Origin of the sequence: Rhodovulum bhavnagarense, from assembly GCF_004343505.1 — a bacterium.
Lineage (GTDB): Bacteria > Pseudomonadota > Alphaproteobacteria > Rhodobacterales > Rhodobacteraceae > Rhodovulum > Rhodovulum bhavnagarense.
Window position 1 is genome coordinate 1 of sequence record NZ_SLXU01000012.1, and the last position, 22928, is coordinate 22928.

The 22928-nt window shown below is 61.4% G+C and carries 21 protein-coding genes and 1 pseudogene; 12 read left to right on the forward strand and 10 right to left on the reverse strand.

Annotated features, from left to right (window positions below; translation table 11 throughout):
- The 5 genes and pseudogenes from EV663_RS15860 to EV663_RS11425 all read right to left on the reverse strand — a co-directional run.
- A partial coding sequence (locus EV663_RS15860; RefSeq protein WP_341799038.1) for a tellurite resistance TerB family protein occupies positions 1-998 on the reverse strand: 998 nt, incomplete at its 3' end.
- A 288-nt stretch (positions 999-1286) separates the two neighbouring features.
- A pseudogene (locus EV663_RS16010) lies at positions 1287-2312 on the reverse strand (TerB N-terminal domain-containing protein); the annotation flags it as partial.
- 337 nt (positions 2313-2649) lie between these two features.
- Positions 2650-3219, reverse strand: a complete 570-nt coding sequence (locus EV663_RS11415; protein WP_132951956.1) for a PIN domain-containing protein — start codon at positions 3217-3219, stop codon at positions 2650-2652.
- The gene (locus EV663_RS11420; RefSeq protein WP_132951958.1) at positions 3216-3680 is read right to left on the reverse strand and encodes a helix-turn-helix domain-containing protein; all 465 of its coding nucleotides are present in this window, start codon (positions 3678-3680) and stop codon (positions 3216-3218) included. Before EV663_RS11420 ends, EV663_RS11415 begins: the two co-directional genes overlap by 4 nt.
- A 151-nt stretch (positions 3681-3831) precedes the next feature.
- A complete protein-coding gene (locus tag EV663_RS11425) occupies positions 3832-4899 on the reverse strand; it encodes a hypothetical protein (RefSeq protein WP_132951960.1) in 1068 nt (355 codons plus the stop codon).
- A 226-nt stretch (positions 4900-5125) separates the two neighbouring features.
- Between EV663_RS11425 and EV663_RS11430 the strand changes: the two genes are divergently transcribed.
- Positions 5126-6010: a recombinase family protein gene (locus tag EV663_RS11430; protein ID WP_132951962.1), complete on the forward strand. Its 885-nt coding sequence runs from the start codon at positions 5126-5128 to the stop codon at positions 6008-6010.
- A 78-nt stretch (positions 6011-6088) separates the two neighbouring features.
- Here EV663_RS11430 and EV663_RS11435 read toward each other — a convergent pair whose 3' ends face one another.
- Together EV663_RS11435 and EV663_RS11440 are read right to left on the reverse strand one after the other, a co-directional pair.
- Positions 6089-6484: a PIN domain-containing protein gene (locus tag EV663_RS11435; protein ID WP_132951964.1), complete on the reverse strand. Its 396-nt coding sequence runs from the start codon at positions 6482-6484 to the stop codon at positions 6089-6091.
- A complete protein-coding gene (locus EV663_RS11440; protein WP_132951966.1) occupies positions 6474-6701 on the reverse strand; it encodes an AbrB/MazE/SpoVT family DNA-binding domain-containing protein in 228 nt (75 codons plus the stop codon). The genes EV663_RS11435 and EV663_RS11440 overlap by 11 nt, the downstream gene beginning before the upstream one ends.
- Before the next feature lie 209 nt (positions 6702-6910).
- Here EV663_RS11440 and repA point away from each other — a divergent pair, with 209 nt between their 5' ends.
- The 8 genes from repA (at position 6911) to EV663_RS11475 (ending at position 18545) form a co-directional block, all read left to right on the forward strand.
- Complete coding sequence (repA, locus tag EV663_RS11445) at positions 6911-8104, forward strand: plasmid partitioning protein RepA (RefSeq protein WP_132951968.1); 1194 nt, start codon at positions 6911-6913, stop codon at positions 8102-8104.
- The gene (gene repB / locus EV663_RS11450; RefSeq protein ID WP_132951970.1) at positions 8088-9020 is read left to right on the forward strand and encodes a plasmid partitioning protein RepB; all 933 of its coding nucleotides are present in this window, start codon (positions 8088-8090) and stop codon (positions 9018-9020) included. The genes repA and repB overlap by 17 nt, the downstream gene beginning before the upstream one ends.
- Positions 9021-9232: 212 nt before the next feature.
- Positions 9233-10444: a plasmid replication protein RepC gene (gene repC / locus EV663_RS11455; RefSeq protein ID WP_132951972.1), complete on the forward strand. Its 1212-nt coding sequence runs from the start codon at positions 9233-9235 to the stop codon at positions 10442-10444.
- Positions 10445-10611: 167 nt separating this feature from the next.
- The gene (locus EV663_RS11460) at positions 10612-12783 is read left to right on the forward strand and encodes a ParB/RepB/Spo0J family partition protein (RefSeq protein WP_132951974.1); all 2172 of its coding nucleotides are present in this window, start codon (positions 10612-10614) and stop codon (positions 12781-12783) included.
- 99 nt (positions 12784-12882) lie between these two features.
- The gene (locus tag EV663_RS11465) at positions 12883-13356 is read left to right on the forward strand and encodes a hypothetical protein (protein WP_132951976.1); all 474 of its coding nucleotides are present in this window, start codon (positions 12883-12885) and stop codon (positions 13354-13356) included.
- Between the two features lie 388 nt (positions 13357-13744).
- Positions 13745-13909, forward strand: coding sequence for a hypothetical protein (locus tag EV663_RS15640; protein ID WP_007803240.1), 165 nt, complete (start codon positions 13745-13747; stop codon positions 13907-13909).
- 431 nt (positions 13910-14340) lie between these two features.
- Positions 14341-16584: an ATP-dependent nuclease gene (locus EV663_RS11470; RefSeq protein WP_132951978.1), complete on the forward strand. Its 2244-nt coding sequence runs from the start codon at positions 14341-14343 to the stop codon at positions 16582-16584.
- Complete coding sequence (locus EV663_RS11475; protein WP_132951980.1) at positions 16572-18545, forward strand: UvrD-helicase domain-containing protein; 1974 nt, start codon at positions 16572-16574, stop codon at positions 18543-18545. The genes EV663_RS11470 and EV663_RS11475 overlap by 13 nt, the downstream gene beginning before the upstream one ends.
- Positions 18546-18580: 35 nt before the next feature.
- On the opposite strand, the gene EV663_RS11480 is transcribed toward EV663_RS11475, so the two are convergent.
- Positions 18581-18901, reverse strand: a complete 321-nt coding sequence (locus EV663_RS11480; protein ID WP_132951982.1) for an H-NS histone family protein — start codon at positions 18899-18901, stop codon at positions 18581-18583.
- 428 nt (positions 18902-19329) lie between these two features.
- On the opposite strand from EV663_RS11480, the gene EV663_RS11485 reads away from it, so the two are divergent.
- Complete coding sequence (locus EV663_RS11485) at positions 19330-19734, forward strand: single-stranded DNA-binding protein (RefSeq protein WP_132951983.1); 405 nt, start codon at positions 19330-19332, stop codon at positions 19732-19734.
- Between the two features lie 109 nt (positions 19735-19843).
- Here the strand turns inward: EV663_RS11485 and EV663_RS11490 are convergent, their stop codons facing one another.
- The gene (locus tag EV663_RS11490; protein WP_132951984.1) at positions 19844-20137 is read right to left on the reverse strand and encodes an AzlD family protein; all 294 of its coding nucleotides are present in this window, start codon (positions 20135-20137) and stop codon (positions 19844-19846) included.
- On the reverse strand, positions 20130-20843 hold the full coding sequence (locus EV663_RS11495; protein WP_132951986.1) for an AzlC family ABC transporter permease: 714 nt from the start codon (positions 20841-20843) through the stop codon (positions 20130-20132). Before EV663_RS11495 ends, EV663_RS11490 begins: the two co-directional genes overlap by 8 nt.
- 93 nt (positions 20844-20936) lie before the next feature.
- Between EV663_RS11495 and EV663_RS11500 the strand changes: the two genes are divergently transcribed.
- Together EV663_RS11500 and EV663_RS11505 are read left to right on the forward strand one after the other, a co-directional pair.
- Positions 20937-21485 (forward strand): helix-turn-helix domain-containing protein, encoded by a 549-nt coding sequence (locus EV663_RS11500; RefSeq protein WP_132951988.1) that lies wholly within the window; start codon positions 20937-20939, stop codon positions 21483-21485.
- Between the two features lie 144 nt (positions 21486-21629).
- Positions 21630-22829, forward strand: a complete 1200-nt coding sequence (locus tag EV663_RS11505) for a DUF932 domain-containing protein (RefSeq protein WP_132951990.1) — start codon at positions 21630-21632, stop codon at positions 22827-22829.
- The last annotated feature ends 99 nt before the right edge of the window (positions 22830-22928 follow it).

Sequence of the window (22928 nt, forward strand, 5' to 3'; positions counted from 1 at the left end):
ACAAGGGCACCGTGCTTCGGGTCAAGCCCCGCCAGCTGGCTTTGGCTGGCGGTCCCGGAGGCACCACTTTCTTCCTCTTCGACATCGAAAATCTGGCCCAGAACGGACGACACGCGCTCGGTGTCCGAACGGATTGCTGCGATCCGTGAAGCGTCGAGTTTCGGTCCACTGGTTTTTTCAAGCTCGGGTATCGCTTCGCCCGGGCGACCCGGTTGCGAAGCACGAACGGTGCGCGGACCATCCGCAACTTCGCCAGCATGCAGGTCAGAGTAGGCAAGCGCAGGATCAAGGCCCAAAGCCTTGTAGATTTTCTCGATGCTTGCGACTTCGTCGGAGTGAATAATGCCATCGGCATGTGCTGCACCAACCAGTGCTGCCCGCATAGCGGCCTGGCTGTCTTGGCCCACATCCTTCAGTTTGCGCCGCAGAAGCGTCATGTCCGGCGGCACGGCCAGGAACCATTCAAGGTTTGCACGCAGCCTGCGGCGTTCCTGATCGCTGAGGGCCGCGGCAGAAACTTGATCTTCCAGTGCCCTGCGTTCAGGCTCCGCGATGCGTCCATCCGCATGGGCGACGAACGACCCAAGTGCCAATTCGATCAAGGCGTTTCGATAGCTGTCGGACACTTCCTCCAGTCTTTCGATGGGTTCGCCCAAGCTAAACAGCACAACAGGCTCTTCCGTCTTGGGTGACCGGAGCGCAAACCGAGGGTCGGGCGCTAGACCGAAACCGAGGCGCGCGAGCGCGTCGGCCGCTCCTGTCATTTGCCGTTTCCCGATCTTCTCGTTCGTTTCTCCCTCCAGTCGACCGATCACCTCCTCAAGCGGCACCAATCCCCCGCGATCGACGATATCGCTTGCCCAAGACTTCAAGCGTTCCATTTCCTCTGAAGGGAAGGCATCCCATAGTTCAGAGGGCAACAAGGCATGCGCTTCCACGCTGCCACGGCCATCAGGATTTCGGCCCAGGAAACGGCTTAGTTTGTCAAGGTCGTTCATCACCTCGTCTGCCAACTCCTGGGCAATCTCGACCGGTTTGCGCAGGCCGGAGATGTCGGGGACCGGCTTGCCATCGACGGTTGGGTTGGCGGACCCCTGAAACTCGCTGGAGGCGGCCCGATAGGATGCCGTGAGTGATTTCCGGGGTTTTGTCACCTTGAGCCCATCAGGAAAACGCCGATCAAACCGCAGACGGAAAAGAGCGACGAACTCGTCACGGCACCGCGTCGCGGGAGTTCTCAGATATGTTTCCGGATGGCAGATGAACCAACTCAGCAACCAGTCAGCGGTCAGGTTCTCGCCTCTGTCGATCCGAGCTCCGATTGCGTATTTGAGTGAGAACGGAATCTCCCACCCCTGCTTCTCGAAAATCGGCTCGATAGCATCGAGGTCGGCTTCGGCAAGCATCGCAATGTCGAGGAACTCGCCCAAATACCGCCTGACGGAATGGTTGTCAGGGTAAAGTGACTGCAGCCGCCGAACTTCCTGGACGATATCTTTGGCATCTTCGTTGGACTGATCGACGAAGAAGCGACGCTCCAGCCCATAAAAGTACAGGAACATTTAGCCGGGGTTGTAGGAGGCATCGTTTCGCCCGCTGGCCAACCAATCGAGGTAGGTCGCCCGGCACTGAGGTGATATATCCGAGTACCCCGGCCAATAGGGCATACCTTCTCCAGCTTTGTCGGCTCCAGAGCGCGCGACCGACAGGGACGGATCGATATAGGCTCGGCACTTGTCACGATACCCGTAGGTGTTCAGCAAGGGAGGCGTGCCAACATAGACCATCCCCCCGATGGCGCGGCCGGCCACGCTAGCTGTTTCATTAGACGGGACCCACCCGCTTTTCGATGATCGGGCCGATGCGCTCGATGCCACTCGCGAGGGCTGGTTTCGTTGTGCGGCCGCTGCAAGTGCCGGCGCCGCGGACTTTCCAGCCTGAACGATTTCAGCGTAGTCCTGCTTTGGTGGGGAGTAGGCCTGCCCGGCAACCGGCTCTTTGGACGCGTTGGCTTCGCGAGTTCGTTCGCGCTCACGCTCGATACGCTTGTCGTAGGCACTTGGGCGCGGCGCCGGCTCAGGTCGGGGGGGTAGTTTTTCGGAACTCCCCTCGGCTTGCGCCTTTGCAGCGACTTTCCGCGATCTCCGTTTTTCTTGCCACCAGACCAGAATGACGGGAACACCAAATGCAAACAACATCTGGCCGCCAACCGGCCAACCCTGAAGCATTGCGGTCACGAACACCATGCATAAGAAAAAATACAGGACGAGAAAGAGGGTAATTCGCAAAAACTTAAGTATTGAAGACATCATCAGAACCCCCTCCGAACCACACTATTTGGGATGCCTATCATTGCAACGACTATCCCAATGATTGAATGCGAATTTAAAGCGCCAACGTCCTTCGGTCTGATTTTCTGCGATCTGCGCATCGCTGTCGTTGGGGTGCAATCGGAAATCAATAGCATGGCGACGACTTCGAGCTGACACAAATTCAGGTAGCAATTTGGATGCCCAGGTCTTGCAGCCAAGAGCGCAGTATTCGAACGAGCCGTAATGGAAGGCATAATTTCGCGATCTATGAGCGACGGCTATGTGAGCAAAAGCCTTCTTCAAACGATGTATGGTGGTCACCTATTTCTCCCTACAATCAAAGCAGATCGGCGAACTGCTCAAGGTCCGCTACTGTGGCGACCAAACCCTGTTGGGTCAGGATTGACAGATACTCGTCAACGCTCTTGGGCGGGTTCTTGAGGCGCGCGCGAACTTTGCGCAGCGCTGAGCAGACCAAACCTGGCGCGAGAGACAGCTGGTTCCGGAAAAAGTCATCGGGATGCTGGGTCTCGATGCCAAAGGGCGCAAGTGCCCCCGGCGGGAAGTCTTTCAAATTCTGGGTTACGATGGCGTCGCACCGTCCAACGATTGCGGCCGCCAGAACGTGCCGATCATCTGCGTCCGGTAACCTAAGGGCCGGCACCAAGGCCTCGTAGCCGGTAACGAGGCAGTCGCGTGTCGCCCTGTCCATCAAGTCGCGGGTTCGCTCCAGCGCCGCCCGCTCCCGATGAGGTTCATTGCGCAGAAGTGCGTCGATCCATTCCCGATGGATGTCAGCCGTCCACTTCGCCTTGAAAAGATCCGTGACCGCCAATTGCATCAGCGCGTCCCGCATGGGCGCAGGGTAGAGAACATTAGCGTCGAACAGCACCGTGTACTGGCTCATTTCGAGCCATAGCCCATATCCTGGTCCTGTGCGTCGGCGGCCAGTTGATCAAGGACGGCTTCGCGCTCGTTGTCGATGGCTGCCTTGTACGACATGACGTCTTCCATGCGGACGCGGCGATGCTTGCCGACCTTCCGATGCGGGATACTGCCATCCTCGAGCAGTTTGATCAGGAACGGCCGCGAGACATTCAACACCTCTGCCGCCTGGACAGTCGAGAGTTCGGCGTTCTCAGGAATGATGGTGACACCGCGACCGGCTGCCATCGCCTCGAGGACCTCCATGAGTAGCGCAACAGCGCCCGCAGGAAGTTCGATCGGTTCCATCTGCTCCGCGTCTGTAACGCGAAGCTTCAAGGGTCCTCGGGTCGCCGCAAAGCGCGACAGGACCTGTCCGGAGACGCGCGCGATTGCCGCGTCCTGCGGAGTCGGTGGAAGATGCCGGTGTGCCAACATGTTCATGGTGGTCTCCTCTCCGTTTTGTACAGTCTATCACCATATATGAAATAAGTGCAACAAATGCATTAAGTGCACATCCTTCTCAGGATGCTCTGCTGCGTGAGGGCTTTGGCGCCTTTGCCACCAACGTGATCAGCGAAGTCTGAAGCGGTCTTCAGTTCGCAGTCCGCCACATCCGATAGCGTCCTTGCCCGGTCACCTCACGGATCAGACCACGCGCTTCCATCCAGGCGAGGTTGCGTTGGACGGCGGCGCGACTGGCGCCGGTCAGAGCTTCGGCCATCGGGGCCGATACAAGGGGCCATTCGGTCAACACGGCGCGCAAGGCACGCGGGGTCTTGCCCGAAAGTGAGGTCATCTCGGCTTCCGCCCGCACTGACCATGCCTCGATATCGTCGAGGTGCCGCATCGCGGTCAGACACGCCGTCTCCATTCCGTCAAGCCAGCGGGCCAGACGTTCAGCGGGTGGACCACCGGCGCGCAGCCCCCCTGCCCCGCCCATGGCCAGAGGTGCGAAGACTGCGCCTTTGCCCTCGCTACCCGCGATCCGCGCGGCCGTGACGGCCGCCTCCATCCGGTCACCCTGCTGCCCGAGTCCCGCGAGGCTCCAGAGGTGAAAGCCCAAGCAAGCACGGGTGATCGGGTGCAGCTCGAAGGCTTGCGCCGTCAGGTCCAGCCAACTGCCTGCGCGATCCGCAAACGGTTCGGCCGCATCTGCGAGGTTCTCGGGGTCGCGGCGGTCAAGGAAGGTGGAAAGGTCTACCTCCGGTCCCGGCCCACCGGATAGCCGCCGTACCGCCCAACCGACACGCGCGAGCGCGGCAGTGTCGTCCTGTACCCCTGACAGGCGCAGGGCCATCCAGAGCGCCAGCCTATCCGGTCCAATGCGGTCGCCGTTGAGCCAACTCAGATCGGCAGCCTCGATCAGGGCCAGCCTGTGCCGCCAACCCTCTGGCCCTCGCCGCAGCCTGTCATCAAGCGCGCCGAGGCGACCGGCCGCACGAGCGAGACGCGCGGCATGGCCCGCCTCTGCTTTTCGCCAATCGTCGAGGACCTCGGTTTCACACGGCCCGGCACGTGGTCCGGGCGGCAGATAATCCGGTTCCTCTTCCATCGGACCGGGCAGGAACCACAGATCGTCCTCGGACGCCTGTTCCACCTTTTCACCGTCGAGGATGAGAGCATCATATTCATCATGCAAGACAGGTGCTTGAGGCTTCATATGTGCAAAATACCTTAGTTTTGCACTTTACCCAAGGGTTTCGTCAGAGTGCCTTCACGCGCTTAATATAGCACGCGTAAGCGAGGCCCGGCGAGGGCTCTCTGATCTCGCTGACCGTACCGAAACCAAGGGCTTTCTGTTGAGCAGGGCCACAGAATGCGCCCTTGCATCCGTTTACAAACGGTCGTTTATTGGCGATATATTAAATTGCAAACGGCCTGTTTTGATGCCCCTGATCGGCTATGCGCGCGTCTCGACCGAGGATCAGACCCCCCTGCCCCAGTCGCAGGCCCTGAAGTCAGCGGGCTGCGTCGAGATCCACGAGGAGCAGGCCTCGGGCGGCAATCGTGCGCGACCGGTGCTTGCGCGGGTGTTGGAACGCATCGGCAAGGGCGACACGCTGGTCGTCGTGCGGATCGACCGTCTCGCGCGATCCCTCTCGCATCTGCTGGAGGTGATCGAGCGGCTGGAAGCCAAGGGCGCCTTCTTCCGCTCGCTCATGGACCCGATCGACACGTCTTCGCCGCAGGGCAAGTTCACCCTGCAGGTTCTTGGTGCCGCAGCCGAGTTCGAGCGTGCCCTGATCCGCGAACGCACCAAGGCGGGGCTGGCCTCGGCGCGCAGCAAGGGGCGGATCGGTGGCAACCCGGGTCTGCGCGCCCGCGATCCCGCGGCGCTGCGCAAGGTGCGGCTGGCGCGACAGGACGGCTACATGGAACGGCTGAACGAAACCGCGCAGGACTGGGTGCCCCACGTGCGCCGCCTACGGCCCGACATGGCCTGGGAGGATGTTCTGCGCATCATCAACGGCCCCCTGCCCCATGAGCGCCAGTGGACACAAAGCCGATTGCTCCGCGCCGTGAATGCCTATGTCCGCGACGGCTTCCTGCCCGAAACCGTGCTGGGCAGCGCCGGTCGACGCGAAACCAACGACCGCCTGCCCGCCATCGTTGCCGCCATCAAAGGTGCGGATCCCGGCATCACGCTTCAGGCGATCTGCACCCGGCTAGAAGCGATGCGCGAGCGCACACCCCGCGGGCGGACAAGCTGGCAGCCGTCATCCGTTAAGATGCTGTTGGAGCGAGCCGAAAGGCTGGGGCTGCTCGAGTAGCCAAACAACCTTGCACATCTTCCGCGCCATGGAAGGATTACAGGGTTAAGGCCAGCGCCACACTCGGAAACTGTCCGCTCATGCAAAGGGGTTGACGATGCGAAGCTGGCCTTCCACCAGCAGGCCATCTTGCATGTCCTCACTCCAGAGCGTGGTACAGCCCGCAACCAAAGCGCTCGCCACGATCATCGCATCGTAGATTGAGAAACCGTAGCGTTCCGCCAAGGCGCGGCCGACGTCATGGGTCTGCATAGTTAGATCTTCGACGGGACACAAGGCGCGCACGCCTTCGAGAAATGCCGATGCTTCCTCCCAACTGAGGCCGGCTTTGCGGCGGCAGTTCACCAGCGCCTCGTTCAGGACCTGAACGCTGATCCGGGGCCCCTGCCCCAGGATGACCTCGGCGCGATCGGCCTTCTGGCCGTCGTCAAGCAGGTAAAGAACGACATTCGTATCTGCGAATTCAGCGCTCATGCGCAGCGTCGCGGCTCAGGCGTTCTGCAGCGGGCAACTTGCCCCGGAAGCGGCGCAGGCCGTTCAGCACCTCGTCCGCACGCGCGTGGCGTCGCACCCTCACTTGGCCGTCGTCCTTGACCAAGTCGATCTGATCGCCTTCTTTCAAGCCAAGTTCGCGAACAAGCTCCGCGGGCAGACGGACGGCAAGCGAGTTGCCCCATTTTGCGACCTGCATTGTGGCCTCCTAGCCGGATATACTCTTAGTAATGTATATCCGAAGGGCTACAAGAACAAGCCTGCCACCAAACCGTAGCCACTCTTGTGCACGAAGCAGCCACTAACACCAGATTTAGAAAGAGCTTGCGCGAATCTGGCATGTCGGGCAATAGTCTCGAAAAATACCGCGTGGTCACATAAAAATCGCGCCCACAGATCGAGGCAGAGATGAGCGACGCTGAGCAGGACCTAGACATTGCCATCGGGCACTACGCAGAGCTTCTCGCGTCGAACCTTCACGCGCAACGTGCGGCTCACTTCCCTCCTGACGCCAAGAAGGTCATGCGCAGCCTGACCAGCGGTGAAGCGGCCGAGTTGCTTGGGGTCGACCATACCTATCTTCGCAAGCTTCATCGAGAAGGAAAGATCGCTGAGGTCGAAACGACTGCGGGAAGTCACCGTCGGTATACGCTGGATGATGTCTGGGACATCCGCCTCGCCCTTGAGGCAAATGCAAAAAAGCCTGGCACCTACGTCCCGGGACGTCGTGGCGGGGATGAGCTTCAGATTATCTCTGTCGTCAACTTCAAGGGTGGGTCAGGCAAGACGACCACGTCAGCGCACTTGGCGCAACGCTTGGCGCTCAAAGGATATCGGGTGCTCGCGATCGACCTCGATCCTCAGGCTTCCCTTTCCGCGCTGCATGGCATCCAGCCTGAATTGGACCTGATGGAGGGCGGGACCCTCTATGACGCGGTGCGCTACGATGAGCCGGTTCCGATTTCGGAGGTGATCCGCAAGACCTACATCCGCGGTCTTGATCTGATTCCTGGCAACCTCGAACTCATGGAATTCGAGCACGAGACGCCTGCCGCTATTCAGCGGGGTGGTGCGCGCGCCTTTTTCGCGCGGGTGCGTGATGCGCTCGACAGTGTCGAAGCAGACTACGACGTCGTCGTCATCGACTGTCCCCCGCAGCTCGGCTTCCTGACCATGTCCGCCCTGTCGGCATCCTCCGGCGTCCTTGTAACCGTTCACCCGCAGATGCTCGATCTGATGTCCATGTCGCAGTTCCTGCGCATGACCGCTGATCTGCTCGGTGTCATCCGGGATGCCGGCGCAAATCTTCGTTTCGACTGGCTGCGGTTCCTACCGACCCGATACAAGGTGGGCGATGCCCCACAGACCGAGGTCATTGCCTTTATCCGTGGACTGTTCGGTAGATCAGTCCTCACCAACCATATGGTTGAGTCGACGGCTATCTCTGACGCGGGGCTGACCAAGCAGACGCTCTATGAGGCCGACAAGAAGGACTTCACGCGTCAGACATTCGACCGCGCAATCGAGTCCATGAACGCAGTCAACGACGAGATCGCTGAGATCATCCAGAACACGTGGGGCCGAAATGGCAAGAAAGCCTAAACTCGGGCTGCCGTTGCAGACCCTGCGCAACGCGCCGGACGCACTGGAAGGGCGCAGGCTGCGCGGCGGCGTCTTCGAAATCGAGCCTGACCAAATCGAGACCGCAGGTCGGCTTGATGACCGTTTGCACATCGAGACCGAGGGTCTCAAAGCCTCGATTTCCAAGAATGGTCAGCGCGTGCCTATCCTTGTCCGGCCGCTTGAGGGTGAGCGTTACAGCCTAATCTATGGCCGTCGTCGTCTGGAAGCTTGCAGGGAACTCGGGATCAAGGTCCGCGCCATCGTCACGGAGATGGAGGGCGATCAGGCGCTTCGCGATCAGCTTTTGGAGAACCAGGAGCGTAGGGACCTTAGCTTCATCGAACGCGCGCTTGTCGCCGCCGCCTTGCTTGACGGTGATCATCTGACCGCATCCGAACGCACAAACAAGGGTGTCGCCGAGGTTCTCAATTTGACTGAGGCAGGCGTTTCTCAGCTGTTAAGCGTGGTTCGCACCGTGGGAGAGGACTTGATCCTGGCCATTGGCGCGGCACCGGGCATCGGAAGGCCGCGATGGGAAGAGCTCAAGAAGTTGCTTGGATCTAAAGATGTCGATCGCGAACGGCTTGCCGCTTTGGCCGGTGAGGCGAAGAACACCCACCAAGGCGGGATAAACGAGAAGTCCGATAATGCATTCTTGGCTGTCCTCTCCGCTGCAGGAAAGCCTGAACAGACCGCGGCTTCGTCTCGCCCTCGCGGGCAGCCTGGCACGGTCATTCCGGGCGTCGGTGCAGCCACTGTCACGACTGGACGTCGTGGCAAGCAACTCAAGCTCGAGTTGAAGGCCGAGGACAGTGATTTCGTCAGCTGGTTGGAGGGACATGCCCCGCAGTTGATCGCCGAGCTTCACGAGCGCTGGAAGCGTTCGGAAGACTGAGGAAGAGCAACAAACAAAGGAGGCACGAGACAGGCAGAAAAGAAAAAGGCCCCGAGAAGCAAGCTTCACGAGACCTTTCTTAGGTTTCGCACGGGACCAGCCCGCTACAAAACTTCAGTTTTCGCACCTCTGAATGTAGCGATCTGGCCCCTTTCCCGCAAGCGCAAAGCGATTCGCGGGCCAGGGAAATTTTGCCTTCGTGAACGAAAATCATGGAGTACACACCTATTTCGCCGTTTATGCGGCCGATTTCGCACGCCCATCTGCGTGTGGTCGAGCGACCCGAGGCGTCCGTTTCAGGCAAGCCCGTCAATAAGTGGGAGCTCTTGCGTGAGCTGTCCAAGGCGCAGGCTGCCTTTGGGGTTTCCGAGCGCGATCTGACGGTTCTCCAGGGGCTGCTCAGCTTCTTTCCCGATGATGCGCTTGGCGGGAACGCCGAGATGGTCGTCTTCCCGTCCAACAAGGCAATCTGCGAGCGGCTGAACGGCATGCCCTGCTCCACGATGCGCCGTCACCTGGCCCGCCTGGTCGAGGCCGGCTTGCTGATGCGACGCGATAGCCCCAACGGGAAGCGCTACGTCCGCAAGCACGGTGAAGAGCATGTGGCTTTCGGCTTCGAGCTCTCGCCGCTCTACTGCCGGTCCGAGGAGATCGCGCGGGCCGCAGAGGCCGTGCGTGAGGCCGAGGAGCGTGTCAGGCGGTTGAGGGAGGTCGTCAGCCTCATGCGGCGCGATCTCGCGGCCCTCGCGGAGTTCGGAGAGGAGATCCGGCCTGGCCTTGGCCTCTGGGATCAGCTGCGCGACATGGCCGCCCTCACGGCACGCGCGCTTCGCCGCAAGTTGTCGCTTGAGGACCTCTCGGCCTATCGGGCCGAACTTGAAGCTCTCCTCGATCAGGCTCGCAACCTCATCGATGGTCCTGAAACAGAAGAAATGAACACCAATGATGCTCGTTTTGAGCGTCACCATCATAATTCAAATAAAGAATCTATAGATCTTGAACCTGCCTTAGAAAAAGGCGGGGCGGCGGCCGGCGCGCCAGATGATGATACCGATGCGCCTGTTGCTGACGTTGAAGAGCCGGATACTCGACAAGTCCCAAAAATCCCGCTCCACTTGGTACTTGCCGCCTGCCCTTCGCTCAAGACCTTCTACCATGCTGATATCCGGCACTGGCACCAGCTTTTCGACGCGGCGTGCCATGTCCGGCCTGCGATGGGGATCAGTGCATCCGCCTGGGAAGAAGCGCAGCGGTTTATGGGCCCCGAGCAGGCGTCGATCGTCGTTGTCGCCATGTTGGAACGCTTTGCCGACATCCGATCCCCGGGGGGCTATCTCCGTGCGCTGACATCCAAAGCTGCAGCTGGCGAGTTCTCTTGTGGGCCAATGGTCATGGCGTTGATCGGTCGGCGGAGTGCGGCTTAACAGCTGTTAAGTTCAGATCGTCTATGGCTCGCGTTTCACGACTTAACAGCTGTTAAGTCGCCTCTTGGCAGCCGCAGGATGTTCGAGAGGAAAAGGTTGGGGTTTGAGGGGTGACGGGAAGTGAGATCGGGAGAGTGGCTTCCGGCGCCCGTCATGGAGAAGATCTGATGGCGAAAGCAGCCCAGAATATCGTCCTGTCCCAGTCGCGGGACATTCCCTTCAACAAGCTCGTGCTGAGCCAGTCCAACGTGCGGCGCATCAAGGCGGGTTTGTCCGTCGAAGAACTGGCCGAGGACATCGCCCGACGTGGCCTCCTGCAGAGCCTGAACGTGCGGCCTGTGGTCGATGCCGAAGGCGTTGAGACCGACACGTTCGAGATCCCGGCCGGTGGTCGACGCTTCCAGGCGCTGTCGCTCCTTGTGAAACAGAAGAGGCTGGCGAAGGCCGCGCCGATCCCCTGCATCGTGCGGGATGCTGCGTCCGACATTCTGGCCGAGGACGACTCGCTGGCAGAGAACATGCAGCGCGTCGCTCTGCACCCGCTGGACCAATTCCGCGCCTTCGTGGCCTTGCGCGAGAAGGGTCAGAGTGAAGAAGCGATCGCCGCGGCCTTCTTCGTGACGCCGCAGATCGTTAAGCAGCGCCTGAAACTCGCGTCCGTGGCCCCTGCCCTGCTTGAGGTCTATGCCGAGGATGGCATGACGCTGGAACAGCTGATGGCCTTCACCGTGAACCCGGATCACGTGCGTCAGGAACAGGTCTGGGATGCGGTGAAAAACTCCTGGAACAAGGAGCCCTATGCCATCCGGCGCATGCTGACGGAAACCTCGGTCCGGGCGTCCGATCGCCGCGCGGTCTTCGTCGGTGTCGATGCCTATGAGGCGGCCGGCGGTGTCGTCCTGCGCGATCTCTTCCAGGGCGATGACGGAGGCTGGCTCGAGGACCCTGCCCTGCTCGATCGGCTGGTCTCCGAGAAGCTCCAAGCCGAAGCCGAGGCGCTGGTCTCGGAGGGATGGAAGTGGATCGAGGTGGCGACCGACCTGCCCTATGGCTACAGCCACGGCCTGCGGCGTCTGGCCGGTGATCCTGCGCCGATGACCGACGAGGAGAGCGTGGCCCATGCGGCGCTCCTCGCCGAGTATCGAGTGCTGGAGGAGGAGTATTCCGGCCAGGAAGAATACCCCGAAGAGATCGACGCTCGGCTCGATCAGCTCGAGATGGCGATGGAGGCGCTCGAACAGCGGCCGCTGAACTACGACCCGGCCGAGGTTGCGCACGCGGGTGTCTTCGTGACGCTGGATCGGGACGGCAGTCTTGCGATCTATCGAGGCTATGTCCGGGCCGAAGACGAGCCGCATGAGGAGACCGCGGTCCAGGATGGTGATGGTGTGGATGCCATGGGGCAGGGGGGTGATGTCGGCGGTTCCAGCTGGAAACCATCGGCGACGCCCGCTGGCGGCACCATCATCACCTCGGGTGGTCAGCCGATCGGTGCGGACCCGTCCGAGGAGGACGACGACGGGGCGCTGAGGCCGTTGCCCGAGCGGCTGGTCATGGAACTGACGGCTCACCGGACCTTGGCTTTGCGCGAGGCCATCGGGCGGTCGCCAGACGTGGCGCTGACGCTCCTGCTCCTGAAGCTGGTGACGGATACCTTCCGCACCTCCTCTGCGACGGGCAGCTGCCTCGAAGCCTCGGTCCGCCATGTCTACATGTCGGCGCAGGCGCCCGATCTGAAGGACAGCGTCGTGGCGAAGCTCGTCGACGAACGCCACGCGGCCTGGGAGGCCGATCTGCCACTCGGCGATGATGCTGCCCTCTGGGACTATCTGTCCGTTCTTGACGAGGGCAGCCGACAGGCGTTGCTGGCGCATTGCGTCAGCTTTGGCATCAACGCGCTCCATGAGAAGGTGAACCCCTATGGGGCTGGCATCTCCGCCAGCGGTCTGACTCGTCGCATGGCGCATGCCGACCTCGTGGCTCGCGCTGTCGATCTCGACATGGTCGAGGCGGGCTGGGAGCCGACGGTCGATGGCTATCTCAACCGCGTGCCCAAGGCCCGGATCCTCGAGGCCGTGCGCGAGGCGAAGGGGGAGGGGACCGCGCAGCTTCTCGATCACCTGAAGAAGGGTGAGATGGCCACCGAGGCCGAGCGACTCCTCAAGGGCAGCGGCTGGTTGCCCGAGGTCCTGCGCCGGGCCGATCTGGTGGCGCTCGACGGAGAAGGGATCGCAGAAGGGCAGGGGGAGGACGCGGACCAGCCCGAGGATGTCGATCTCCCGGCCTTCCTGACGGCCGATCTGCCGGAGACCGCCGCGTCGATGATGGCCGCAGAGTGATCTGAGCCATCCGGGGGCGGGGAAACCCGCCCTCATTCCAATAAAACACAGCAATATCAATATTATGAATGCGAACGCTCGCATTCGGGATGAGGAATCATGTCTGCAGCAACCATCATCGACACAGCCCCTCTCGGGGCGCTGATCCGCTACACCGACGGCAGTCCCAAGCCGCCGGCACGGTTCACCAAGAAGCTTGCCGCCTGGGAGCGCTCGAACGGCGTCGGCCGTCTGGTGAAGAAGGAACCGCCTCGGGTCTATCCGACCTGGACCGCTCCGGCCTCATTCACGCTCCATGAAGGGAACTTCTCTTCGGACGGGGTGATCCTCGTCACCGTCATGCGCAGCCATTCGGCGGACAGCCGTCTGAGCTTCGAGGTGGCCGAGGAACCGAAGCCGGGGCAGGTGCGCGTGCTTCTGGACTTCGGTGGAAATACCGAACTGCTGCATCTGGCGGAATCCATCACTGCGGCCGAGCTCTGGATCGCCAAGGAAGGATACCGCAATGCGCGGCTCGAAATCGTCGGTGCCGAGGACGGCGAGAGGGCAGGGGGCGCGGACCTGGCCGCCTGAGCCCGGACAATGCGTGAGGGGCCTACCCATGGGCGGGCCTCTCACCGGCCACACCCTCGTCCCGCGATGCCGCGGTGCGCCAAAGGATCCATCCCCAAAGGCGGAAGTCTTCAACCACGAGTCTGCCCGGGAGGCTTGCGGCGTTCCGAGCATCGGCGGGACAATCGGCTCCTGACGTAGGGGCACCATCCCCCGCTCGCCATTCCCTTCCTTGCCCCGAATCCCGTCTTCGAGATCAACCCGCGAGGGGTCGGACTACGGGCAAGGCCGTGCCGCCGGGTGGATTCGGACGAGCCGAACGCACCCGGTGATGTCAGCCAGTCTTCGGGCCTGCGGGGTCTTGTCGCGCGGGGGATGGTCCCCCGCCTCCAAGACAGGAGCCAAACAGATGTCCCGCAAAGATGCACACGCCTTCGCCGCTTCTCTCGCCGCCACGCTCATGGTCTCGATCGTCGTTTTCCAGGCAGGGGATGGAACCTTTGGCGCCGTCCCCGCCGATGAAATCGACGGAGACGAGGTCGTGATCGTATCGGAATACGATCCCTTCGGGTGAGGCTTCGGCCTCACTTCCCGAGGGCTCGGACACGGCGCTGGTGCGCCGCCGGCCTATCGCGTGCCGTGTGATCGGCGCTGCCGATCTTGGTAGACAAGTGTGCCACCTACGCACGTCGTAGGACGCGATGGTCGGGGAGCGGACCTTCGCTGCAGACGCATGTCAGCCCTTTGGCACACAAGGGCACGGCATTTTGGAAGATGGGTGCGGCTAAAATCTAGGCGCCGAGGCCTCCGGCGTTGCGCCTCAATGCCGATGAGAGGGCCCCACCAACTATGCGACTTCCACTGCCCACTGTGAGTCCGCGAAGCGAATACCGTGGCATGTGAAGATTGCCGGACCCCTAACGGTTGAGCACGGCTACCCACCCGCAGGACGAGTATATATACGAACACTAGCGCAGCTATTCTTGCGAGGGGGACACCAATAAAATGAAACTCAGACGCATTGAAGTCTTCAATTTTCGCAAGTTGCGGCGCGCTCGTCTGGACATGTCCGATAAGCAGACTCTGCTCGTCGGCGCCAACAATAGCGGCAAGACATCGGCCATGAAGGCGCTGCGCAAATTCCTCAAGGATCGCGGTGGCATCGACACGCGCGATGTTACCGCCTCCAACTGGGCCGCTATCGAACAGATCGCGGGTGCCTGGACACAGGAGGCCGAGGCGGATCTCAGCCCGCTCTTAGCAGAACTTCCGTTCCTCGACGTCTGGCTCTATGCCGACACGTCAGAGTTCCACCATGTCGCGCATCTGATCCCCACGCTCACATGGACTGGCGGCCTGCTCGGGGTGCGCCTGCGCCTTGAGCCAAAGAAGGGGGCGGACATCAAGGCGCAGTACTTGGCTGCACGAGAGGCCGCTCAAACGCTGCAACCCGGTGGGATAACGGCCAAAGGGTTCGCGCTTTGGCCGCGCGATTTTCGGGAGTTTCTGGACAAACGACTGCGGGACCTATTCGAACTCAACGCCTATCTTTTGGATCCCATGAGCTTCACCACAACAGGGCCGGTGGAGCCGCATCCCCTGCCGCCATTGTCGGAGGGGATCGGTTCAAACCCCTTTGCTGGACTCATCCACATTCGTGAGATCAACGCGCAACGCGGTTTCGCAGACGCAGGGGACAGTAATGGCGACGACGATGAAGCGATGAGCGCGACTAGCCGCAAGATTGCCAGCCAGATACAGCCCTATTTCCGTAAACATATCGACCCCGAGAAGGACCCCACGCCGAACGATGTCAAAGCGCTCGAGGCAATCCATGATGCCGAAACCACCTTTAATGCCCGGCTCAAGGATGGATTCGCTGATGCTATCAAGGAACTGGAAAGTCTCGGCTACCCCGGCGGGCTAAGCAATCCGAAACTCTTCATAGCCACTCAGATCAAACCCGTTGACGGGCTCGATCACCCGGCTGCGGTGCAATACGATATCTCGGGCGACACATCCGGGGTGAAACTGCCAGAAGGCTACAACGGCCTGGGTTTCCAGAACCTGATCTCCATGGTGTTTCAGCTCATGCGTTTCCGTGATGACTGGATGCAGGTAGGAAAGTTCAAGTCAAAGGCGGTGACCCCAGACGACAAGGGTATCGAACCCCTGCAACTGGTGCTGATCGAGGAACCGGAGGCGCACCTGCATGTTCAGGTGCAGCAGGTGTTTATGGCTAGGGCACACAAGGTGCTGCGCAACCATAAGGATCTGGAGCAGGAGGGCTCGGCCTTTACCACTCAGCTGGTCGTGAGCACCCATTCGGGCCATATCGCACACGCCGCCGCGTTTGAGGAGCTGCGATACTTCAAGCGCGAGCTACCAAGTCACGGAGTTGTGCCCACGGCCAGTGTGGCGAATATGACTGGGCTCTTTGGCGCGGACAATGAAACCCATCGCTTCGTGACGCGCTATCTGCTGACTACACATTTTGATCTATTCTTCGCGGACGCCATCATCGTTATTGAGGGTGCTGCGGAGCGGATTCTGCTGCCGCATCTGATCCAGCATCACTACCCTGATTTGGCTGCAGCTTATTTGTCCTTTTCGGAACTGGGGGGCAGTCACGCGCATAGGCTGCGGCCTCTGGTCGAGGCGTTGGAAGTGCCGACGCTGATCATCACCGATCTCGATGCGGTGGCAGAGGTCGACAAAGGCGGCAAGGTCGTCAAAGAATCGGCTCAGCCTTGCTACGGTGCCGCTCAAACCACCGCTAACCACGTGCTAAAGACCTGGCTCCCCAAGCGGGCGGAGATCGACATGCTGTTAGCCCCTCCACTCAAAGCCCTGTGTTATTCAGCACCCGATCGCCCTATCGCGGTCGCCTATCAGACCCCGCAGGGGGTGAAACAGGGTGCGCGGACACAAGCCATCACGCCCAGCACCTTCGAGGATGCTCTTGTCCTCACAAATCCAAAAGCCGTGACGGACGCCGCAAGGGCAGAGTTCTCCTGCCGCATGACCCGTGCCTTTGCCAAGTCCATCGCTGAGGCGCAGGCCCCTCAAGACCTCGCCAAGGCGCTCTTTGATCGTTTGGACAAATATCCGGAAAAGGCCGCCTTCGCGCTGGATCTGCTTTATGTCGAGGACATCAAAGCGCTGCGCGCGCCGCCCTATGTCGACGCTGGCTTGACCTGGCTCGCAGGCCAGCTGAAAGGTGTGGAGGGCGTGTTGTGCAAGATGTGACTGACTCCAACCGTGACGCTGGTGCTGACGCGACGATCCGCGCGTGCCTGTCCCTAGCTCAGCCGCGTAGCTTCTTTCTCTTTGCCGGAGCGGGATCGGGCAAGACGCGCTCTCTTAAGGACGCACTGGAAGGCTTGGACACACAGACCCTGACCACCTTGCGAAAACACAGTCGCAAGATCGCCGTGATCACCTACACCAACGCCGCCGCAGATGAGATCACGCGCCGCGTCAAGGCCGATCCGGTGTTCCAGGTCCAGACCATCCACCGCTTCGCTTGGTCGCTCATCGAGGGGCGCACGGCGGATATTCGGGGCTGGCTAGAGAGCAACCTGCGGACAGAAATTGCCGAGATCCAAGCAGCCCATGCGAAGGGCCGTGCGGGCACCGACGCCCATGACAACCGCGAGAAGAAGATGGCCTCCAAGATGAAGCGTCTGCAGCGCCTGTCTGAAATCCGCGCCTTCACCTATGCGCCCGAAGGGGACAATTTTGGCCGCGATGCGCTGCAACATACCGAAGTCATTGCGCTCGCCGCGCATTTTCTGACTGAAAGCGAGACGTTTCAGAGCATCGTTCTGGCGCGCTACCCGTTCATCCTAATCGATGAGAGCCAGGACACGATGAAACCGCTGATGGAGGCGCTCTTGACCTTCGAGGCGCGCCATCGCGGCCGCGTCGCCTTAGGGCTTCTCGGGGACACGATGCAGCGCATTTATACCGATGGTTTGCGCGATCTTGACCAGCGAGTGGGGGATTTTTCGCAACCGGCCAAACAGATGAACCACCGCAGCCGCAAGCGGATCGTGGACCTGGCGAATTCGATCCGGCGCGACGATGATAGCCGCCAGCAGCGGGCGCGTGATGACAAACCGGGTGGCACCGTGCGCGTCTTTCTTGCGCCAAGCGTGGGCACGGATCGCACAGCCTTCGAAGCCTTCGCCTGTGCGGAAATGGCCCGCATCACCGAAGATTCCGCGTGGCAGAACGCGGAGGCGATCAAGACCCTCACGATCGAGCGTCACATGGCCGCCGCACGGCTTGGGTTCAGTGAGCTGTTTGAGCCCCTGAGCAAACCCGACAAGCTCAAGGATGGGTTTCGCGACGGCACCTTACCCGCGATGCGGCTTTTCACCCACCGAGTCTTGCCTTTGGTGACGGCACAAAGGAATGGGGATGCCTTTGCCGCGATGGCAGTGCTGCGCGACGGCTCACCGCTGGTCGATAAGAGAGGTATCCGGAAGGGGAGCTTGGGTCAGGCCACTGGCCTCGATGCGGCGCGGGCGGGCGTTGCGGCGCTGATGACGCTATTTGAGGACGAACCGGATCCGAGTTGTGCCGACGTGTTGGCAGTCGTGGCCGAGCACCGGTTGTTCCCGATCCCTGACCAGCTTCAGGCCTGTTTGCCTGACGACAATCCGGTGGCCCAGGACATGGCCGATAACCTTGCTGAACTTGATCCCTTGTTTGACGAGCTGGACCTCACTACGCCCGAGGGTTCACAACCCACTGAAACCACCATCACTGAGGCCTGGACGCAGGCGCTTGAGGCCCCGTTTTCCCAGGTGGCGCGCTACCTCGCCTATGTCGAGGACCGCAGCCCCTATGGCACCCACCAGGGGGTCAAGGGGCTCGAGTTTCCCCGGGTCATGGTGATCGCTGATGACGCCCACACACGCTTCAAGGGCCTTGCCTCCTACGAGACGCTGTTTGACGTAAAGCGCCTGTCCCCAGCCTCTCAGAAAAAGGCTGAGCAGGGCGAAGAAACCACGATCGAGCGCACCCGACGTTTGCTTTACGTTACCTGCACACGGGCCGAAGAGAGCCTCGCGCTTGTGCTCTATTCCGAGGCCCCCGACACAATCCGCAGTTTTTTGATCTCAAAGGGATGGGTGGCCGAGGAAGAGGTAGTGATGGCTGCGGCCGACGGGCCTTATCAGGAAGCTGCACTGCGGAGCTGAGCGTCGGCTTTGGGCCAATCGCGTAGGTCAATCTTTCAGCTGATGGCCAGGTCGCTAGCCGTCTTCCCTGCCTCCAACGCCTCCACGAACCACTGCGGTTTGCGTCCCCGGCCCGACCAGGTGAGCGCCGGGTTCTCAGGGTGCCGGTATTTCGCCGCGGCCGGTGCACGTGAGGATTTCGTCTCGGTGCCGACAAGTTCGGCCAGAGTGTAGCCCAGATCCCGGGCGAGAGCTTCCACCTTGGCGCGGGCTTCCGCCTTCTGCCGATCCTCAAATGTGGAAATCGCCTTGGCGACGTCCTTCTGCAGTTTCTTTAGTTCGCTGAGCGTCAGTGCCTCGAGATCGTAATCAGCCATTGATGCGGTCCGTGTCCTGAATGTCCCGGTATCGATAGCCTGTCGCGGCAGGCTGCCGCAACTCCCGGAAGGCAAGGGCAGGGGTGGCAAAGTCTGGTGATCGCCGTTTTCGGCGCCAGTGAGGTGCTGGACTGGGGTCAGGCTGTCCCGATGGGCAAGGTGACAAGGTCAGGCATGGGCTCCCCGCGTATCTCTGTCTTCTGGTCCATCCCTTCGACTGACAATCCCCTAATCCCGTTCGGCCTCCTGCGCGCAACCCCGCGTCAGCCCGGGCCGTGTTGGCCGCCTATAGCGTCCTGCCCGCACCACCCCGGTCCTCTGGGGGTTTCCGGCGTCCGTGCCGTCCACCGTGCACGCGTCACCCGACGGGCTTTTTCCGGGTCTTGTCGAAGGGACGGTCCCGAAGACAGGACACATAGGAGCTTATCATGCAGAACATCGTCATCCTCGCCGGCAACATCGGTCAGACCCCCGAAGTTCGCACCACCCAGAGCGGCACCAAGATCACCAACTTCAGCCTCGCCACCTCCCGCCCCCGCCTCTCGGAAGGTCGCGTCCTGCGCGACGAGAACGGCTACCGGGTCATGGACACCGAATGGCACCGCATCACCTGCTTCAACGGTCTCGGCAAGACGGTCGCCGAGCATTGCGAAAAGGGCATGAAGGTCCTCGTCCACGGCCGCATCCACTACAGCAAGTGGATCGACAGCATGGGCAACGACCGCTACGGCTGCGAGATCATCGCCGAGAAGGTCGACTTCCTGAGCCGCCCGAAGTCGGCCGAGACCGAAAACCCCGAGCTGGTTGATCGCGACGATGAGATCCCGTTCTGAGGGCGGGCTCGCCCGCCGGGTCTCCCCCTCGGGCCCGGCGGGGCTTTCCGCCGGGTTCGCTGCGCTGCTGCAACGTAGCTTCGCGCCCATGGTTGCCTTTCGCGCTCGCTCAGACAAGACCGCGCAGCAACCAGACAGCAGCGACCCCGGCCAGCATGGTAAGCGGCAGGCTTCGCGATAGAATTGCAGCGGCGAGCGCTACCGTCGCTGCCGTCCATTCTGCCGGGCCAGCTTGGACGAGTATCACCGCTAGGAGAGCTGCGATGAGGCAACCAGGCAGAGCTTGCAAAGCCTGCGCCCACGGGCCGCTCGCGGGTATGCCCGCACCAATCAGGTAGCCACCAAACCGTATTGCGAAAGTGCCGAGTGCGAGTCCGGTGATCACGACGAAATGTTCATCCATGGTGCTGCATTCCAGCAAATCCGGCCCCAGCCAAGGCCCCGACAATCAAGCCCCAAGACGGATCCAGCGGCAAAAGCCACGCGCAGCTTGCCGCGATCATGGCCGATACGGCCAATGGCGGAAAGCTTCGCCGTCCTTTCCAGAGGCTCGTGAGTAGTAGGATGAACGCGGCGGTGAAGGCGAAATCCATACCGCTCTCTGAAAGATCCGGCAGGGACTGGGCGAAGGCGGCGCCAAGTGCAGTTGAGATGATCCAGACCACGATAAGGCTAGTGCCGCCGCCGACGAGATACCAGTACCCAGCAGCTTCTCCCTTGTTGCGCGTCGCGTGCATCAGAACCCAGTTCTCGTCAGACGTCAGATGGACGCCCAGCTGTATCTGCCACAGCGGCCGCCCGCTCAATTCGCTGCGCAACGAAGCCGTCATGAGCACTATGCGAAGGTTAAGCGCCAGCCCGGCGACAACCGCCAAGATCGCTCCGGCATCAGCAGCCAGCCGCTCCACGGCGACAATCTGCGCCGAACCCGCGAACACCAGTGCTCCCATCAGGCCGGTTGTCAGCGTGTTCATTCCTTGGCTGGCGGCCAAAAGCCCGAAGGCGAGGCCGTATACCGCAACGCCGAGCGATAGGGGGGTGATGTCGCGCAGGCCGCGCCGAAACTCTTCGGGCAAGGACATGAGCGCCTTGTGAAAATCGTCAGACATGGGCATCGTCAATCTGTAACGAACATTGTTCGAAATAATGAACACAAAAATAATTGTTCGTCAAATCAAACTTTGGTCTATTAAAGTGAACGCATGTCGCCAAATGTCATCATCGCCGCCGCCATTCGACGTGAAAGAGAACAGGGTCAACTCACTCTGTCGGCGCTGGCCGCGAAAGCGGGTCTTGCTAAGTCTACCTTGTCCCAGCTCGAGGCCGGAAAGGGCAACCCAAATGTCGAAACCCTCTGGGCCATCGCGAACGCCCTCGACATCCCTTTCAGTTCCCTATTTGAAAGTGCGTCGTCCCATAGTGCGCTGATCCGCTCCGCCGAGGGTGTTAGCCTCCCGGCAGGGGGGTCGGACTTCTCGACGGTGTTGTTGGACAAATGCCCACCCGACCGGCGACGCGACCTCTATCGTGTTGTGCTGAAGCCCGGCTCGAGCCGTCAGTCCGAGCCGCATCCGCGCGGAATGGTCGAGCATGCCTTTCTATGCAGCGGGTTGGTGCGACTCGGGCCGATTGATGAAATAGCTGAAATAGGTCCGGGAGATTACTATCGCTATCCAGGCGATGTTGCGCATTCCTATGAAGCGGTCGAAGGAAAGGCCCTGCTTCTGCTCATCATGGATAGCCCGCGCTAGCGACGGGGAACAGCCGTAGGCGACAGCTTGGTCCGCGTTACTGCCGCTCGCGCTCCAATCTAAGAGTGAGAGGAGTGCCGGTTTCCCGGTGACGGGTTGAGGGCTGGGAGAGTGGCTCCCGGCGCCCGTCGCGGGAGATAGCCGATGGGCGTTGTGGAAGTTCTGGATCCGGTCGCACCGACGCGGGCGGGTGGCTGGAAAGTGGACGTGAGCCGGGGTGAGCGGAACGGGCGGGTGTCGTCCGAGTGGTTCAACCGGCCAGATGATGAGCGGTATCTGTCGCTCGACGATCTCTGGACATCGGTGAAGGGCCGCTCCGAGCGCAGCCGCAGCCGGGTGGTGCAGACGGCGGACATCCGGGTCGAGGCCGCGCGCGACAATCCTGAGCGGTTGCACCTGATGCTGCCGAAGGCACATGAGCCGGTCGCGCCCACGCACTGGGCCTTCGGCCAGCTTGCCAGCATCGTCGGCGCACCGGCGTCTTACCTTCGGCAGCTGCCCGCGCCGCTGGCGGGGATCAACCTGCAATATGGCTTGACCAACCACCGCGCGGAGCAGGTGAAGACCTTCGAGACGGAAGACGGCCGTACCGAACTGCGCGCGGTCACCGGCCCGGACTATGGCCGGATCCACGATTTCGAACTGGTCGAGGCGGTGCAGCGCATCGCGGGCAACGGCACGGGCGACACGCGCTGGAAGGTGCCGGGCGTGCTCGACTGGTCGACCGGGGTCTACAACCCCGATGTCGAGATCAGCCGCGACACGACCACGCTTTATGCCTCGGACCGCGATGTCTTCCTGTTCCTGGTCGATGATCACAACCCGATCGAGGCAGGCCGTCTGCCGGACGGCTCCCCCGACCTCTACTTCCGAGGATTCTATTGCTGGAATTCCGAGGTGGGGGCCAAGACCCTCGGCATGGCGAGCTTCTACCTGCGGGCAGTGTGTCAAAACAGGAATCTGTGGGGCGTCGAGGAATTCCAGGAGATCAAGATCCGCCATTCGAAATACGCCGCCTCGCGCTTTGCCCATGAGGCGGCCCCGGCGCTGACGCGCTTCGCCAATTCCTCGCCGCAGGGGTTCGTGAATGGCATCAAGGCCGCGCGGCAGCAGATCGTGGCGCGCAGCGATGAGGATCGCGCGGATTTCCTGCGCAAGCGGGGCTTCTCGAAGGCGGAGTCCGGCAAGATCATCGAGAAGGTGCTGTTGGAAGAGGGCCGCCCGCCGGAAAGCATCTTCGACTTCGTGCAGGGCATCACGCGGCTTGCGCGCGACAAGACCCAGCAGGACGCCCGGCTCGACATGGAGGGGCGCGCCAAGAAGCTCCTCGACCGGGTCGGCTGACAGAGCCTCCATGCAGCGACCGCCCGACACCGGGGCGGTCGCTGTAGCCTTTTTCTCAACATGCACGCCGCTGGCCATGCCCCGAAAGGGCAGGGGGCT